The 16161-nt window shown below is 31.0% G+C and carries 13 protein-coding genes, 2 tRNA genes and 2 rRNA genes; 8 read left to right on the top strand and 9 right to left on the bottom strand.

Annotated elements, in window-relative coordinates:
* Positions 1-135: 135 nt before the first annotated feature.
* Positions 136-930 (top strand): ParB/RepB/Spo0J family partition protein, encoded by a 795-nt coding sequence (locus K5563_RS02150; protein WP_221037363.1) that lies wholly within the window; start codon positions 136-138, stop codon positions 928-930.
* Here the strand turns inward: K5563_RS02150 and K5563_RS02145 are convergent.
* From K5563_RS02145 to K5563_RS02135, 3 genes are all read right to left on the bottom strand, one after another.
* The gene (locus K5563_RS02145; RefSeq protein ID WP_221037362.1) at positions 923-1615 is read right to left on the bottom strand and encodes a hypothetical protein; all 693 of its coding nucleotides are present in this window, start codon (positions 1613-1615) and stop codon (positions 923-925) included. The two genes, K5563_RS02150 and K5563_RS02145, sit on opposite strands and share 8 nt — an antisense overlap.
* A gap of 2 nt (positions 1616-1617) precedes the next feature.
* Complete coding sequence (locus tag K5563_RS02140) at positions 1618-2370, bottom strand: ParA family protein (protein ID WP_221037361.1); 753 nt, start codon at positions 2368-2370, stop codon at positions 1618-1620.
* Between the two features lie 149 nt (positions 2371-2519).
* Positions 2520-3098, bottom strand: coding sequence for a YigZ family protein (locus K5563_RS02135; RefSeq protein ID WP_221037360.1), 579 nt, complete (start codon positions 3096-3098; stop codon positions 2520-2522).
* A 117-nt stretch (positions 3099-3215) separates the two neighbouring features.
* On the opposite strand from K5563_RS02135, the gene K5563_RS02130 reads away from it, so the two are divergent.
* The gene (locus K5563_RS02130; protein ID WP_221037359.1) at positions 3216-3605 is read left to right on the top strand and encodes a DUF1893 domain-containing protein; all 390 of its coding nucleotides are present in this window, start codon (positions 3216-3218) and stop codon (positions 3603-3605) included.
* An 11-nt stretch (positions 3606-3616) separates the two neighbouring features.
* Here K5563_RS02130 and K5563_RS02125 read toward each other — a convergent pair whose 3' ends face one another.
* On the bottom strand, positions 3617-3937 hold the full coding sequence (locus K5563_RS02125) for a hypothetical protein (RefSeq protein ID WP_221037358.1): 321 nt from the start codon (positions 3935-3937) through the stop codon (positions 3617-3619).
* A 229-nt stretch (positions 3938-4166) separates the two neighbouring features.
* On the opposite strand from K5563_RS02125, the gene rsmI reads away from it, so the two are divergent.
* Positions 4167-4844 (top strand): 16S rRNA (cytidine(1402)-2'-O)-methyltransferase, encoded by a 678-nt coding sequence (rsmI, locus tag K5563_RS02120; protein ID WP_221037357.1) that lies wholly within the window; start codon positions 4167-4169, stop codon positions 4842-4844.
* A gap of 454 nt (positions 4845-5298) precedes the next feature.
* Here rsmI and K5563_RS02115 read toward each other — a convergent pair whose 3' ends face one another.
* Positions 5299-5472 (bottom strand): hypothetical protein, encoded by a 174-nt coding sequence (locus tag K5563_RS02115; RefSeq protein WP_221037356.1) that lies wholly within the window; start codon positions 5470-5472, stop codon positions 5299-5301.
* A gap of 413 nt (positions 5473-5885) precedes the next feature.
* On the opposite strand from K5563_RS02115, the gene K5563_RS02110 reads away from it, so the two are divergent.
* Both K5563_RS02110 and K5563_RS02105 read left to right on the top strand, forming a co-directional pair.
* A 16S ribosomal RNA gene (locus K5563_RS02110) occupies positions 5886-7422 on the top strand.
* 70 nt (positions 7423-7492) lie between these two features.
* A tRNA-Ala gene (locus K5563_RS02105) sits at positions 7493-7567 on the top strand.
* A 278-nt stretch (positions 7568-7845) separates the two neighbouring features.
* Here K5563_RS02105 and K5563_RS02100 read toward each other — a convergent pair.
* Positions 7846-7919: transfer RNA gene (locus K5563_RS02100), tRNA-Ile, on the bottom strand.
* A 164-nt stretch (positions 7920-8083) separates the two neighbouring features.
* Between K5563_RS02100 and K5563_RS02095 the strand changes: the two genes are divergently transcribed.
* On the top strand, positions 8084-8644 hold the full coding sequence (locus tag K5563_RS02095) for a DNA-3-methyladenine glycosylase (RefSeq protein WP_221037355.1): 561 nt from the start codon (positions 8084-8086) through the stop codon (positions 8642-8644).
* A 3-nt stretch (positions 8645-8647) separates the two neighbouring features.
* On the opposite strand, the gene purB is transcribed toward K5563_RS02095, so the two are convergent.
* From purB to hpt, 3 genes are read right to left on the bottom strand one after another with little or no spacing between them, the layout of a single operon-like run.
* Entirely contained in the window at positions 8648-10048 is a 1401-nt protein-coding gene (purB, locus tag K5563_RS02090; protein ID WP_221037354.1) for an adenylosuccinate lyase, read from the bottom strand.
* Positions 10033-11316, bottom strand: coding sequence for an adenylosuccinate synthase (locus K5563_RS02085; RefSeq protein WP_221037353.1), 1284 nt, complete (start codon positions 11314-11316; stop codon positions 10033-10035). The genes purB and K5563_RS02085 overlap by 16 nt, the downstream gene beginning before the upstream one ends.
* A 9-nt stretch (positions 11317-11325) precedes the next feature.
* On the bottom strand, positions 11326-11850 hold the full coding sequence (gene hpt, locus K5563_RS02080) for a hypoxanthine phosphoribosyltransferase (protein WP_221037352.1): 525 nt from the start codon (positions 11848-11850) through the stop codon (positions 11326-11328).
* 133 nt (positions 11851-11983) lie between these two features.
* On the opposite strand from hpt, the gene K5563_RS02075 reads away from it, so the two are divergent.
* Positions 11984-12826, top strand: coding sequence for a Cof-type HAD-IIB family hydrolase (locus K5563_RS02075; RefSeq protein ID WP_221037748.1), 843 nt, complete (start codon positions 11984-11986; stop codon positions 12824-12826).
* Between the two features lie 376 nt (positions 12827-13202).
* Positions 13203-16138 (top strand): 23S ribosomal RNA (locus tag K5563_RS02070).
* The last annotated feature ends 23 nt before the right edge of the window (positions 16139-16161 follow it).

The following is a 16161-nucleotide window of genomic DNA, read 5'->3' as shown; positions in this document are numbered from 1 at the left end:
TAAGTTAGTATTTAAGTATATTATTGTTGGAATGTTCCACGTGGAACATTCTTTTTTTTTGTTTCTTTAATAGAATGTGGACATGGCACAACTTTATAAAATTTTGTATTATTACAGGGGGAGGACCTTAATAGAATGAAAGAGACTTTTAAGATGGTAGACATTAATCTTTTAGATATAGATAAGTTGCAACCTAGAAAGTCTATTAATCTTGCTGAACTTGAAGAATTGAGTATTTCTATAAAAGAGAATGGAATATTACAACCGATTGTTGTTTTTCATAATAATGGTAGATATAACATAGTAATAGGTGAACGAAGATTTAGAGCTGCTAGGCTTGCTAATATGATACAGGTCCCTATTATAGAGATAGAATCAACTCGAAAGAATAAAGATTTTATGTCTTTAATTGAAAATATTCAAAGAGAAAATTTAACTCCTGTTGAAGAGGCATATGCTTATAAAAATCTCATGGATAAGCATTCTTTAACTCAAAAAGCTTTATCTGAAAAAATAGGTAAAAATAGGTCTCATGTTGCTAATTTAATTCGAATTTTAGAACTTGAGCAAGAGATATTAAATTCTTTACATAATAAGGAAATATCATTAGGTCATGCTAAGGTTTTATTATCTTTAAAAGATGATCAAGATAGATATGCTCTTTATCTTTTAATTATTAAAAAAAAGTTGTCTGTTAGAGATGTAGAGAATTATGTTAAAAATTTTTATAAGCCTGTTAAGGATGCATCTACATCTGAAATATTAGGAGATCCTTTTTTAAATAGTGTGAAAGAATTTTTAATAAGTAGAATACAAACTAAAATAAGTATTAAAGGAAGCAAAGAAAAAGGGAAGATAGAAATAAGTTATTTCACGTCTTCTGATTTAAAAAGAATTATTTCTATCTTTGAAAATATAAATATTAAGTAATTTTTTTAATCTGATTTATTTTTTGTCGTATTTCTTTTAAAGTAATAAAAAGTTCTTTTTTATTTGCTATTTTATCTAATTTAATATTTCTGATATTTTTTAGTTCTTGTAAAATTAGTTTGATGATTTTTATCATATCTTTATTTGTAAATTGCGTTTTATTAAATTGAATTTCATAATTTTTATCTTTTTTATAAAGTAATTTAAATTCTTTTAATGATTTTATTTTGCCATTTAAGACTTCCATTTTTAAATGAGCAGGACAAGATTTTTTAGAAATTTCATATGAAAGAGATAAAGGTAAATTTTCTATTATGAGTTGCTTATCTGAATTTGCTACAAGCAATTCATATCTTGATATTAATGAGTAAACTTTATCCTTTCTAAATCCTATACTAGTAAACCATTTATAAAAGAGTCCATCATATTGGTTATTTCCACGTAGTTTGTCTTGTGCTTCTTTTAATATTTTGCCAATTTCTGTGTATGTGTTGTTAAAAATGTTAAAAATTTCATCTTGTTTTCTTTTTAAAAAATCAGCTGTTTCTTGGTCTAATTTTTCATATTTAAAACTTTTATTTTTAATAATAACCAATTCTTGTTTTGCTAAAATATGTTCTTCTTTTTCATTGTTTTTTAATTTTTTGCCCATTAAAGCCATTAGGGTGTCTAAGTTATCTGACATTTTTATTCTTTAATTTTCTCCATTATTTCTTTTGTAAGCTCTAAAAAATCTTTTGCAGAATTACTTTCTTTGTTATAAATATATACTGGTATGTTTTTTTCTTGAGATTTAGAAATACTTATATTTTTTCTTATTTTGGTGTTTAATAATTTTTCTTGAAAAACTTTTTTTAAAGAATCAATATATTTTTCTTTACTTTTATTTCTGATGTCATATTTGTTTATGAACACACCAGTAATCTCTAGCTCTTGATTTATTTGTTTAACGGCAGTTATTGTGTCTAATAATTGATTGATACCTTCAAATGCGAAAAATTCTGTTTCTATTGGTATTAGTATATAGTTACTTGCAACAAGTGCATTTATTGTGAGTATTGAAAGAGTAGGAGGACAATCAAGAAAAACAAAATCGTAGTTATCTTGTTTATATTGTTCTAAAGCATTTTTAAGAAAATTTTCTCTTGCAATTTCATGTATTAATTCTTTTTCAAGTAATGCTAACTTAATATTTGAAGGAATTATGTCTAAGTTGAAATTTTTAATAGGTTTAATTTTGTTTTTTTTATAAATAAGTTCATAACTTGAATTGATATCATCTCGTTTTGAGATGTTAACACCGCTACTGGTATTTCCTTGTGAATCAATGTCTATTAGGAGAGTCTTTTTTTTAAGTAATGTGGTTGAATAAGCAATATTGATAGCACTTGTTGTTTTTCCAACACCACCTTTTTGGTTAATAATCGATATTATTTTCATAAAAGTTTTCTCTTATCTTATTATGTATATTGATAATAATCTATTGTAAAACATAATAATGAAAATGGTAATAGTATATGTAAAATTATTTAGTAATAAAATATAAACATTTAATTAAACTAAATGTTTATACGAATTCTTTAATTTAATTAAATTAAAGAATTTTCTTGTAGAAATGTCATAATACTCTTTTTATTTTTTATATTAAATTTTATTTTGGTATTTATTTTATCTAAAAAATTTGCATCTATAATTTTAATTCCTATTTTATCTTTTATTCGTATAAGTAAACTATATTGATTGTAATTTAAATTAATGATTAATGTTTCCGTTTCTTCCTTTTCTATTAAATTTGATATATTGATTACTTGTTGTGCTGCTTTGGAATATGCTTTAATTAAGCCTCCTTTGCCAAGTAAAGTTCCTCCAAAATAGCGTACTGTAATTATTAAAGTATCGGTTAAATTCTTATTTAATATGGCATCTAGTGTAGGTTTGCCGGCTGTTGATCTTGGTTCTTTGTCATCGCTCATTCCATTTATAAATGATTTAGAATTTCCAATTCTAAATCCATAAACTATATGAGTTGCATTTTTGAATTTCAATTTATATTCTTTTAAGATTTTATTTATTTCTTCTTTTTTCTCTGTGTGGAAAATATATGATAAAAAAATTGATTTTTTTACTTCAATTTTTGAACTAGTATTTTCTTTAGGAATTAGTATCATTCAATTTAATAATATATCATTTTTTGTATGTTGAAGTATTTTGAATTTATGTATATGATTAATGTTGACAATTTATTTTAATAAATTCTAAGAGCATGTATTTAAGAGGTTATAAGGATGATATCAGGATTAAATCCTAAGTTGAGATTGTTTAAAGAACATAGAATACTTTATTCTAATATGGAAAGAGGATTAAAACCTTTATTAGAAGTTGATAATTTTATTAATAAATATATTCAAAATAAGGAAGGTTTGGAAATTTATGATAAAGTTGTAGGTAAAGCCGCTGCTGTTATAATTTATAATATTGGGTTTCAAAATGTTCATGCTGGTGTGATTTCTCAAGTGGCAAAGGATTTTTTGGAAAGTAGAGGAATAAGAGTAAGCTTTAAAAGGCTTGTAGAAAAAATAAATGATAAAACTGAGAATTTAATTGAAAGTTTAGAAAATCCAGAGGAAATTTACAAGTATTTGATTAAGAGAGGAATTATTGTCAGTAACAGCTGAAGATCTTAGGTTTACTTGTTTTTTGTTTTTGAATATGTAGAAAGAATTAAAGCTATGTTATATATTAATATCATTAAGTTTCCCCAGCTTAAATAAAAATTGTCCTTTCCATAGTCAAAAATCCATGTACCAGCATAAACTCCTAAAAATCCTCCAATTGAAGAGGCAAGCATAATTAAATTAGGGTCAATTGTATTTTTAATAATTTGACTTTTACTATTTTGACCAGGATGTTTTTCGGAAAATTTACTGTCAATGAAAACCATGATTAATCCAGTGAGTGTTATACATAAAAAATATATTACAAATATCTTCTTAATGAGCTTAAACATAAAATTTTACCGCCTTTTAGTTTTCATTTCTTGAAATTAAGTAATAATATAAATATAACATAAAACAAGTATTTTCTCATATGAACATGTAAAAATACTTTTAAAGTAATTCATACATTTGGAATTTTTTTATAGATTTGATTTGTAAAATTTGAGTGTTGGATTTATTTATTTAGTAGTGTTTAATACAATTTTGTAAGTTGTATTTTAAATTATAAGGAGATTTTATGTGTTGTATATTGTAGGAACGCCCATAGGTAATTTAGGCGACATTACGTATCGTGCAATTGATATTTTAAAATTAGTTGATGTCATTTTTGCTGAGGATACAAGGATTACCAAAAGACTTTTGTCGCATTATGGTATTGTAAAAAAGTTAATTTCTTGTAATACGGTAATAGAACATAAAAAAATCGACTTATTATTAGAGTATTTGTCTAATGGTAAAAGCGTAGCTTTTGTTAGTGATGCAGGAACTCCTTGTCTTAGTGACCCTGGCGGTTTGCTTGTTAATTCAGCATTTAACAATGGATATAAGGTTTGTCCTATTCCTGGTGTTAGTGCTTTTAATACTATTATAAGTGTTAATCCTTTTAAAGATAAAGTTATAATATTTGAAGGTTTTTTACCAAATAAAGGTCTTAAGAGAGTAAGAAGGATAGAGGAACTTTATCATACAGGCGATGCATTTGTTCTTCTTGAATCTAGTCATAGAATTTTGAAGTTGTTATTTGAAATTTCTTTAGTGAATTTAGATGCTAATGTTCTTGTTGGTCGTGAAATGACAAAATTATATGAGGAATATAAAATTGGTAAACCTTTAGAATTAAAAAAATATTTTGAAGAAAATAACAAAAACAAAGGTGAATTTACAGTTTTAGTTAGCAGGAAAAAATCTAAAAATTAAGACTATTTTGATTGGTTTGTGTTTGTAAAAATCTTGATATTGAAAACATTTTAGCTTTAAAATTGAAATTTTAGTTAGATTTTATTACTTTAATAATATTATCTTATTGCTAAATAAAAATAAGTTTTTAAATTTACTTAAGAGAATGTATTTGGAGGTTGTCTTATCTAAAAGAAGAAAAAAAGTAAATTTGAAGATAAATAGTCAATATTAAAGTTGAAAAATTTTTTTGATTATTCGAGATTAAAGTTAGTTTCTAATTGTAAAAATAATGAAATATGTATTTTGGAAATGATATATTTGAGGTTTACTGAGATTAAAGACTTCATTTGTGTTTTTTGGAGAAAAAAAAGGATAAAATATCTTTAGGTATTGCTATTAGAATAACTAATGAGAGAAATAAATTGTGTTTGTAGAGCAATACAGGCTTTCATTGTAATGATAAGTATGAATATTATTCGTCGTCAGATTTTTCAGAAAAAATAGATTCTAGTAAAATATCAATAATATTAGCTGTTCTTTGTAAGTATTTAAATCTTAATTTTAATGATGATATATATATGAATGTTTTTGTATAAGTTAAAATTGATGATGTGTAGAAATTTAGCTTGTTATTTTGTATTTGCATTATTTTCCACTAATTAATAAGGATATTAGTGGAGCTCAAGAGTTAATTTTTTATATAAGAAGCTTTCTTCTCTTTTAAATAAATTAAATATTTTAGGTTCTTTTAGCTAGTAAGGCGATTTAAGAGAGTATTAATATCAATTATAGTATTATATTCATATTATAATTGATATTAAAGTATAGTTATTATTAGTCGATTATTAGCGGATAAAACAATGAAAGAATAGAAACATTATTTTTTTTTAAAAAATAATATTAAAAATGAGTATTAGATATTGACAAAGTATTATGTATGTTATAAAGTAATAAAAGTTGACATTCAAAATTGGAAGAGAAGAGAAGGGAAGAGTTAAGTAAGGTTTAATAGCCAAATAAAATGAATAACCTGTTAATTTTTAAAAGTAAAAAATAAAAATAACGAAGAGTTTGATCCTGGCTTAGAACTAACGCTGGCAGTGCGTCTTAAGCATGCAAGTCAAACGGAATGTAGTAATACATTCAGTGGCGAACGGGTGAGTAACGCGTGGATAATCTACCTACGAGATGGGGATAACTATTAGAAATAGTAGCTAATACCGAATAAAGTCAATTGAGGTGTCAATTGATGAAATGAAGCCTTTAAAGCTTCGCTTGTAGATGAGTCTGCGTCTTATTAGCTAGTTGGTAGGGTAAGAGCCTACCAAGGCTATGATAAGTAACCGGCCTGAGAGGGTGATCGGTCACACTGGAACTGAGATACGGTCCAGACTCCTACGGGAGGCAGCAGCTAAGAATCTTCCGCAATGGGCGAAAGCCTGACGGAGCGACACTGCGTGAACGAAGAAGGTCGAAAGATTGTAAAGTTCTTTTATAAATGAGGAATAAGCTTTGTAGGAAATGACAAAGTGATGACGTTAGTTTATGAATAAGCCCCGGCTAATTACGTGCCAGCAGCCGCGGTAATACGTAAGGGGCGAGCGTTGTTCGGGATCATTGGGCGTAAAGGGTGAGTAGGCGGATATGTAAGTCTATGTGTAAAATACCACAGCTCAACTGTGGAACTATGCTAGAAACTGCATGACTAGAGTCTGATAGGGGAAGTTAGAATTCCTGGTGTAAGGGTGGAATCTGTTGATATCAGGAAGAATACCAGAGGCGAAGGCGAACTTCTAGGTCAAGACTGACGCTGAGTCACGAAAGCGTAGGGAGCAAACAGGATTAGATACCCTGGTAGTCTACGCTGTAAACGATGCACACTTGGTGTTAATCGAAAGATTAGTACCGAAGCTAACGTGTTAAGTGTGCCGCCTGGGGAGTATGCTCGCAAGAGTGAAACTCAAAGGAATTGACGGGGGCCCGCACAAGCGGTGGAGCATGTGGTTTAATTCGATGATACGCGAGGAACCTTACCAGGGCTTGACATATACAGGATATAGTTAGAGATAACTACTCCCCGTTTGGGGTCTGTATACAGGTGCTGCATGGTTGTCGTCAGCTCGTGCTGTGAGGTGTTGGGTTAAGTCCCGCAACGAGCGCAACCCTTATTGTCTGTTACCAGCATGTAAAGATGGGGACTCAGACGAGACTGCCGGTGATAAGCCGGAGGAAGGTGAGGATGACGTCAAATCATCATGGCCCTTATGTCCTGGGCTACACACGTGCTACAATGGCCTGTACAAAGCGATGCGAAACAGTGATGTGAAGCAAAACGCAGAAAGCAGGTCTCAGTCCAGATTGAAGTCTGAAACTCGACTTCATGAAGTTGGAATCGCTAGTAATCGTATATCAGAATGATACGGTGAATACGTTCTCGGGCCTTGTACACACCGCCCGTCACACCACCCGAGTTGAGGATACCCGAAGCTATTATTCTAACCCGCAAGGGAGGAAGGTATCTAAGGTATGTTTAGTGAGGGGGGTGAAGTCGTAACAAGGTAGCCGTACTGGAAAGTGTGGCTGGATCACCTCCTTTCTAAGAGAAAGAAAATTTAAATTAAATAATATTATTTTAACTCTTCCCTTGTTTTCTTAAAGGCTTTTTTGGGGGTTTAGCTCAGTTGGTTTAGAGCATCGGCTTTGCAAGCCGGGGGTCAAGGGTTCGAATCCCTTAACCTCCATTTATTCATTTTAATAGTGAGTTTAGCCTTTAGTTGGATAATTACCAAGATTGATAATTGTAAAATTTCGTAAAAATTAAAAAGCTTTTTTTTAAATCATTTTTTGTGTCTTATACTTTAAGGTTTAGTATTTAAGTTTGTTGATTAGCAATCAGTAGTACTTATTTAAGGTATAACAAATATATGCAGCACATTACATGAGTTTACATTTTTTCTATCTTTTTTAAAATTTCTTTTTGTAAGTTTAAAACTTTAATCATAAAGAGACTTAATTTAATTGGGATCAGGAGGAGTTGAACCTCCGACCTCAGGTTTATCAGACCTGCGCTCTAACCACCTGAGCTATGATCCCTAAAGTATCATTATCCTTTAAAATTTTATTTAACTTTATTGCGTTTGTCAATATGCAATTTATTTTATATTATTGTTACAATACTGTTTTTAATTATTTATTAATATTTGTTTTAATTATTATAGTTTTTGAATTTGAATTTCGTTTTGGGTTAAAATTTATCAATGGATAGAGAATTTTTTATGCAAGATGCTGTTATTGTTGCAAAATCTTTACTTGGACACTTTTTGATTAGAAATATAAACGGTAAGGAGATTGTCTCAAGAATTGTTGAAACTGAAGCATATATGGGTTTAACAGATAAAGCCTGCCATGCGTATGGAGGTAGGCGAACAAGTCGTACAAGTGCAATGTATAATATTGGAGGATATGCTTATATTTATATGATTTATGGCATGCATTATATGTTAAATGTTGTAGTGTCTAATGAGCATAATCCCCATGCTATTTTAATCAGAGGTGTTGAACCTATTTCACCAGCATTAAATTTTAATAAAATATTGACTGATGGACCTGGTAAACTTACTAAGTTTTTAAATATCGATTTAAAGTTTAATAAAATAGATCTTATTAATAACTGTGAACTTTTTTTAAAGAGAGGCTTATCTTTTGATTTTGAAGTTTCATGTTCAAAGAGGATAAATGTTGACTATGCAGGTGAAGAATATGCAAACAAGCTTTGGAGATTTTATATAAAGAATAATAAATTTGTTTCTAAATATTAGTTATTATTTTTCATTTTTTTCTAGAATAGGGACAACTATTTCGTTAATAAATTCTTCTACTTGCAATGATGCAAAACCTATATTTTCATTTGAATTTAAAATTTCATCTATATCTGTAGAGGTTAATTTAAAATTTTCATCATTAATGATTAGCTTAGTTAAATTATTGTCAGTATTTCCTAAATAGAGGTTTTCTTTTACTTGCATTGAATAAGTTTTTATCTTTTCATGCAATATTTGTCTATCACCACCATTTTTTGTTGCTTTCATTAATATGTCCTCTGTTAGTATAAATGGCATTTCTGTTTTTACGTGTTTTTCAATTATTTTTTTGTTTACTCTGATATTACTAAATATTTTATTTAATAATATTAAAATAGCATCAACTGCTAAAAATGCTTGGGGAATATTTATTCTCTTACAAGCTGAATCATCTAAAGTCCTCTCAAGCCATTGGGTTGCTGCTATAAATCCACCACTTGATTGTATACTCATAACAAACTTAGCAAGAGACGCTATCCTTTCACTATAAATAGGATTTCTTTTATAAGGCATTGCTGATGAACCTATTTGAGTTGTTTCAAAATGTTCTTCAATTTCTTTAAGGTGTTGCATAAATCTAATGTCGTTAGTAATCTTATGTGCGCTTTGAGATAAGTTACTTAAAAAATTTAATATTGATGCATCAAATTTACGGTCATAGGTTTGACTAGTTATTTTATAAACTTTTTCAAAACCCATTTTTTTTGTTAGATTAATATCTAAATTTTTTACTTTTTCAAAGTCATAAGAAAACAGTGCGTTAAAACTACTTTGATTTCCAACCGTTCCCTTTACTCCTCTAAAGCACATATTAGACAAAATGAAATTGAGCTCTTCAAAGTCGAAAATTAGACTTTGAAGCCATAAGCTACTTCTTTTGCCAAGAGTTGTTAATTGTGCTTCTTGAAGATGAGTATATGCAAGTATTGCCAAATCTTTATGCTTTATTGAAAATTTTTTTAAGTTTTTGATTAAGACTAGTAAATTATTTTTAATAAGTAATAAAGCTTCTTTGATTTGGATTAAGTCTGTGTTATCCATTAAATATGCACTTGTAACACCAAGGTGTAAAATTTTTCTAGCATCCTCACCAGCTAAATCAGCATAAGCATAAAGATGTGCCATGACTTCATGTTGAAATTTGTCCTCATATTTTTTTACAAGTTCAAAATCAATGTGTTCAATATGTTTATATAGTTTATCAAGTTGTTTTTTGCTAATATCTATTCCTAATTCTTTTTGTACCAAAGCTAAGTTATACCACAATTTTCTCCATATGGTGTACTTAAATTTTGGTGAAAAAATGTATAGCATTTCTTTACTTGAGTATCTTGATTTTAAGGGATTTATATATTCATCCATTTTTTATTCCTAAAAATGGTTTTTTCTCTTTCTGCTCCAAGAGACAGGATTGAAATTTGAACTCCAACTTCTTTTTCTATAAATTCAATATAATCTTTAGCTTCAATAGGCAAATCATCATAATTACTAATGTTTTTAATGTCTTTTTTAAATCCTTTAAAAACCTTGTATATAGGCTTAACTTTTTCAAGTAATTCACAAGAAGAAGGTATATAATTGTATTTTTTTCCTTTTAGCTCATATTCTGTGCAAATTTTAAGCTCTTCAATATCATTTAGTATATCTAATTTAGTTAAAGCTAAATGATTGAGTTCATTAAGATAAATAGATTTTTTTATTGCTAAGAGATCCAGCCAACCAATTCTTCTAGGTCTTTTTGTTGTCGAACCATACTCTTGTCCCTTTTCTCTGATGTCATCTCCAATGGAATCTAGTATCTCAGTTACAAAGGTTCCTGAACCGACTCTTGATGAGAATGCTTTTACTATTCCAATCTTTTGTGTGATTTTTGACATAGGAATGCCACATCCTGTTGCTGATGCAATCAATGTATTGCTTGATGTTACAAACGGAAAAGTTCCATGTTCAATATCAAGCATTGTACCTTGAGCACCTTCTATTAAGATACTTTTACCTGAATTTATGATATATTTTAATACTTCTTCTGTATTCGTAATTGTAGGTCTAAGTATTTCTATATATTCTTTATATTGATTAAGAATATAATCATAATTAAAGGGTTTGTCATTGTAAATTTTTTCTATAATCTCATTTTTTTCATCTAAGTTTATTTTTAGTTTTTTTTTGAAAATATCTATGTTAAGTAAATCAACAGCTCTTATGCCTATTCTATTGATTTTGTCAGCGTAACAAGGTCCAATCCCTTGTTTTGTGGTTCCAATTTTATAAATGCCCTTTCTTTGTTCACTAAGTTCGTCAATTTTAATGTGGTAAGGCATTATTATATGGGCTTTGTCGCTTATCAATATTTCTGTATTTATATTATTTTGTTTGAGTATTTTAAGTTCTTCAATTAGAATAAACGGGTCAATTACTACACCTGGTCCAAGTATGCATTTTGCTCCTTGTAAAATGCCAGATGGTAAGAGATGAAAGATGAATTTTTTATTATTAGCAATGATTGTATGTCCTGCGTTATTGCCTCCATTAAATCTTACCACATAATCTAACTTTTTTGAGAGAAAGTCTATTATTTTGCCCTTTCCTTCGTCACCCCACTGAGTACCAATCACTGCATAAATTGACATTTATATCTCCTATTTATTTATTTTTGCTACATTCTTTAAAGTTCTATGTTTTTCATTAAAATCAATACCATATCCGACTACAAAATGATTATCAATTTCAAATCCTGTATAGTCTATATTTAATTTTGTTAACCTTCTAGATGGTTTATTAAAAAGAGTACAAATCTTAATTTCTTTGGGATTCTTTCTTTGTAAGTGTTCAAGGATTTTTGTGTATGTTAGTCCAGTATCTATAATATCTTCAAAGATTATGACATAACTATTTTCTATATTAACATCAATATCTTTTTTTATTAATACTTTTAATGAGGATTGAGTTTTATTATGGTAACTTGAAACTTGAAGAAAATCTATTTTTACATTTAACCCTATCTCTCTTGCAATGTCTGCAAAAAACATGAAAGAACCTTTAAGGATTGCTATAAAAACCACATTATTTTTGTCTTTGTAGTAGCTTCTAATTTCTTGAGCTAATTTTTGAATTTTGGTTTTTATTTTTTCTTCTGTGAATAAAGTTGAAATTTCATCATTCATTCAATTTTATATTTAACCCTCTACCTTAACCTTTTGAGATTATTATATTTTTTTTGTTAATTTAATTCAAGTCAAGATTATGATTCATAATCTACTTTATATGATATTCTTTATTAAGAAAGAGAGTATTATAATGAATGCTAATTATCAAAAGTATAAAATGTTGGTTTTCGATCTTGATGGAACTTTGCTTAATAATAATCATAAAATTACACCGTTGACGCTTAAGGTTCTTTTAAAATTAAGAGATGATTTTAATATCATTATTGCTACTGGTAGGAGATTATACGAAGTAAAAGATGTTTTGCTGCAACTTAAAGAAGTGAAAATCGATGAGGGCTATGTTATTCTTGCAAATGGAGCTGAAGTTTTTTTTAAAAATAATTTAATTTTGCGATATAAGATAAATTGTGATGTAGTAAAGGAAATTCTTAGTATCAATAGGGAAGAAATTGATATTAACCTTTATACTCTTAATGATTGGTATTCTGATAGAAAGGTCAGAAGTCCAATTATGAATTATTTTATTGAAAATTTAGGGTTAAAGCCTATTATTGTAGACTTTTCTATGCTTGAAGTAGATTCTTTTTCTAAAATAGTTTGTTATTCTCATGATTTATCTAGACTTGAAGAGTTTAAAAATAAAATTAGAGAAAAAAATTTGAAAGACATAAGTGTATTCTATTCTGCACAAAATCTTTTAGAAGTTACAAGTATTGATGCTAATAAATATAATGCTGTTAAAAATGTTGCTTTATTTGAATGTATTTCTATTGATGATATTTTAGCATTTGGAGATAACGGTAATGATTATGAGATGTTGAAGAATGTTGGTAAAGGAATTGTCATGAAAAATGCAAACGATAGCATTAAGGCTAAGTTACCAAACAACGAAATTACAATATTTGATAATGATGAAGATGGTGTTGCAAAGTTTTTAATTGAGTTTTTTAATCTTGATATTAACTCATTTTAGGTGGTATTTTGTCTGAAGAATTTTGAGGTATTAAATATTTTTACTCTATTGTACTTAAGGTAGATATCTTATTTATTTGATATAAATTATATATTTTTTATCTTCTTCTTTTTCTTCTGCGATATATTTTATTTTGCAGTGTCGTTTGTACTAATTCTATGTTAATTATAATTATTTCAGGTAAATAAGTACATTTGTAGTATTAATTATGTTTTTATCTATATATTTATATTTATCAATTAATAGTGTAATTTAATTTCTAAAAAAATTATTTAGTGAAAAGTTCAATAATACTATTGACATAGTAAAGTTAAACGTATATATTAGTTTATGTTGTGTAAACGATTGGCAAATTAGAGACGGAAGATAAAAATATGGTCAAAGTAATAAAGAGTCTATGGTGGATGCCTAGGAGCTTTAAGGCGAAGAAGGTCGTGGTAAGCTGCGAAAAGCTTGGGGGAGAAGCAAACATTTTATGATCCCAAGGTCACCGAATGGAGTAATCCAATTAGTTAGATGCTAATTATTTACTGCGTAAGTAGTAAAGGCTATACCAGGGGAAGTGAAACATCTAAGTACCCTGAGGAAAAGAAATCAAAGAGATTCCCTAAGTAGTGGCGAGCGAAAGGGGAGTAGCCTAAACTTTAAATGTGTCAAGCTGCAGAGCGTTGCATTTAGAGGGTTGTAGGACACTTGGAGCTTAGTCTGTAATAAGCTGAGAAGTTACAAAATATTTATATAGAAGAATAACTTGGAAAGGTTAGCCAAAGAAGGTGATAGCCCTGTAATTTAAATTTAAATATCTTCTTAAAGATGTTCCTAAGTAGGACGGGACACGAGAAACCCTGTCTGAAGCTGGGGAGACCACTCTCCAAGGCTAAATACTATAAAGCTACCGATAGTGAAGAGTACCGTGAGGGAAAGGTGAAAAGAACCCCGGGAGGGGAGTGAAATAGAACTGAAACCGTAGACTTACAAGCAGTCAAAGCCATGATTATTCATGGTGATGGCGTGCCTTTTGTATAATGAACCTGCGAGTTACCATGGCTAGCAAGGTTAAAGCATAGTAGTGCTGGAGCCTTAGCGAAAGCGAGTCTTAAAAGGGCGATTTAGTTAGTTGTGGTAGACCCGAACCCGAGTGATCTATTTATGGCCAGGCTGAAGCTTGGGTGAAACCAAGTGGAGGGCCGAACTCTAGTCTGTTTAAAAAGGCAGAGATGAGCTGTGAATAGGAGTGAAAGGCTAAACAAACTCGGAGATAGCTGGTTCTCCTCGAAATGGATTTAAGTTCAGCCTTATTTTAGTGCAGTAGAGGTAGAGCACTAATTGAGCTAGGGCCTGTCAAAGGGTACCAAACTCAGTTAAACTCCGAATGCTACTGCATGATGAATAGGAGTGAGACTATGGGCGATAAGGTTCATAGTCGAGAGGGAAACAACCCAGACCAACAGCTAAGGTCTCAAAAATGTATTAAGTGGAAAAGGAGGTTTAGGTACGTAAACAGCCAGGAGGTTGGCTTAGAAGCAGCCATACCTTTAAAGAGTGCGTAATAGCTCACTGGTCGAGTACTTAAGCGCCGACAATGTAACGGGGCTAAATACATTACCGAAGCTTTGGACTCTAATTTAGGTTAGAGTGGTAGAGGAGCGTTCTGTAAGCCTGAGAAGTTAAACTGAGAAGTTTGATGGAGGTATCAGAAGTGAGAATGCAGGTATGAGTAACGAAAAAATGGGTGAGATCCCCATTCGCCGAAAACCTAAGGTTTCCTGGGTAAAGGTCGTCTTCCCAGGGTTAGTCGGCCCCTAAGGCAAAGCTGAAAAGCGAAGTCGATGGGAAACGGGTTAATATTCCCGTACCTCTTATAGTTTCGATTGGAGTGACGCATGAGGTTAACTACTGCTAGGCGATGGTAGTCCTAGTTTAAGCATTAAGGTGTTGATTTTAGTAGGCAAATCCGCTAAAAGAGCTAAGATGTGATGATGAGTACTGTTTAGGCAGTATGAAATGTAGGTAGTCAAGGTGCCAAGAAATAACTTCTAAGGTTAGGCTATAAGGGACCGTACCGCAAACCGACACAGGTAGGTGGGATGAAAATTCTAAGGCGCTCGAGAGAATCCACGTTAAGGAACTCTGCAAAATACATACGTAACTTCGGGATAAGTATGACCTAAGAGATTAGGTAGCATAAAAATGGTCCGAACGACTGTTTACCAAAAACACAGGTCTCTGCAAATCTGCAAAGAAAAGTATAGGGACTGACACCTGCCCGGTGCTGGAAGGTTAAGAGGAGATGTTAGTGTAAAAGCGAAGCATTGAATTTAAGCCCCAGTAAACGGCGGCCGTAACTATAACGGTCCTAAGGTAGCGAAATTCCTTGTCGGGTAAGTTCCGACCCGCACGAATGGTGTAACGATTTGGACGCTGTCTCAACGTGGAGCTCGGTGAAATTGAAGTATCGGTTAAGATGCCGATTACTTGTGGTTAGACGGAAAGACCCCGTGAACCTTTACTATAGCTTGGTATTGAAGTTTGATTAAATATGTGTAGGATAGGTGGGAGACTTTGAAGCTATCTCGTTAGGGGTAGTGGAGTCGACCTTGAAATACCACCCTTGTTTAATTAAGTTTCTAACTCATAGTGATATGAGGAAAGTGCCAGGTGGGTAGTTTGACTGGGGCGGTCGCCTCCTAAAGAGTAACGGAGGTGCGCAAAGGTTACCTTAGAGTGGTTGGAAATCACTCTGTAAGTGTAAAGGCATAAGGTAGCTTAACTGTAAGACTGACAAGTCGAGCAGATACGAAAGTAGGTCTTAGTGATCTGGCGGTAGCGAGTGGAAGCGCCGTCACTTAACGAATAAAAGGTACTCCGGGGATAACAGGCTTATCCTTCCCAAGAGTTCACATCGACGGAAGGGTTTGGCACCTCGATGTCGGCTCATCGCATCCTAGGGCTGGAGCAGGTCCTAAGGGTATGGCTGTTCGCCATTTAAAGCGGTACGCGAGCTGGGTTCAGAACGTCGTGAGACAGTTTGGTCCCTATCTGCCACAAGCGTTGGATATTTGAGAGGAACTATCTTTAGTACGAGAGGACCGAGATGGACGAACCTCTAGTGTACCAGTTATCCTGCCAAGGGTAAGTGCTGGGTAGCTACGTTCGGAAGGGATAACCGCTGAAAGCATCTAAGTGGGAAGCCTTCCTCAAGATGAGATATCCTATTTAGGGTTCTGGAAGAATACCAGTTTGATAGGTTAGAAGTGTAAGTATAGTAATATATTAAGCTGACTAATACTAATTACCCGAATCTTTGACCATATTTTTGTCTTCCTTATAAAAAA

The sequence above is a fragment of the Borrelia sp. HM genome, from assembly GCF_019669085.1.
GTDB lineage: Bacteria > Spirochaetota > Spirochaetia > Borreliales > Borreliaceae > Borrelia.
The sequence above is the reverse complement of the archived record's forward strand: the minus strand, read 5'-3'. Positions and strand labels throughout refer to the sequence as shown.

Excerpts from the sequence above, each read along its gene's own strand:
- K5563_RS02140 (WP_221037361.1), bottom strand. The coding sequence starts at position 2,370 with ATGAAAATAATATCGATTATTAACCAAAAAGGTGGTGTTGGAAAAACA.
- K5563_RS02150 (WP_221037363.1), top strand. The coding sequence starts at position 136 with ATGAAAGAGACTTTTAAGATGGTAGACATTAATCTTTTAGATATAGAT.
- K5563_RS02130 (WP_221037359.1), top strand. The coding sequence starts at position 3,216 with ATGATATCAGGATTAAATCCTAAGTTGAGATTGTTTAAAGAACATAGA.
- K5563_RS02085 (WP_221037353.1), bottom strand. The coding sequence starts at position 11,316 with ATGTCAATTTATGCAGTGATTGGTACTCAGTGGGGTGACGAAGGAAAG.
- K5563_RS02125 (WP_221037358.1), bottom strand. The coding sequence starts at position 3,937 with ATGTTTAAGCTCATTAAGAAGATATTTGTAATATATTTTTTATGTATA.
- K5563_RS02135 (WP_221037360.1), bottom strand. The coding sequence starts at position 3,098 with ATGATACTAATTCCTAAAGAAAATACTAGTTCAAAAATTGAAGTAAAA.
- purB (WP_221037354.1), bottom strand. The coding sequence starts at position 10,048 with ATGGATGAATATATAAATCCCTTAAAATCAAGATACTCAAGTAAAGAA.
- K5563_RS02095 (WP_221037355.1), top strand. The coding sequence starts at position 8,084 with ATGGATAGAGAATTTTTTATGCAAGATGCTGTTATTGTTGCAAAATCT.
- hpt (WP_221037352.1), bottom strand. The coding sequence starts at position 11,850 with ATGAATGATGAAATTTCAACTTTATTCACAGAAGAAAAAATAAAAACC.
- K5563_RS02115 (WP_221037356.1), bottom strand. The coding sequence starts at position 5,472 with ATGCAAATACAAAATAACAAGCTAAATTTCTACACATCATCAATTTTA.
- K5563_RS02145 (WP_221037362.1), bottom strand. The coding sequence starts at position 1,615 with ATGTCAGATAACTTAGACACCCTAATGGCTTTAATGGGCAAAAAATTA.
- K5563_RS02075 (WP_221037748.1), top strand. The coding sequence starts at position 11,984 with ATGAATGCTAATTATCAAAAGTATAAAATGTTGGTTTTCGATCTTGAT.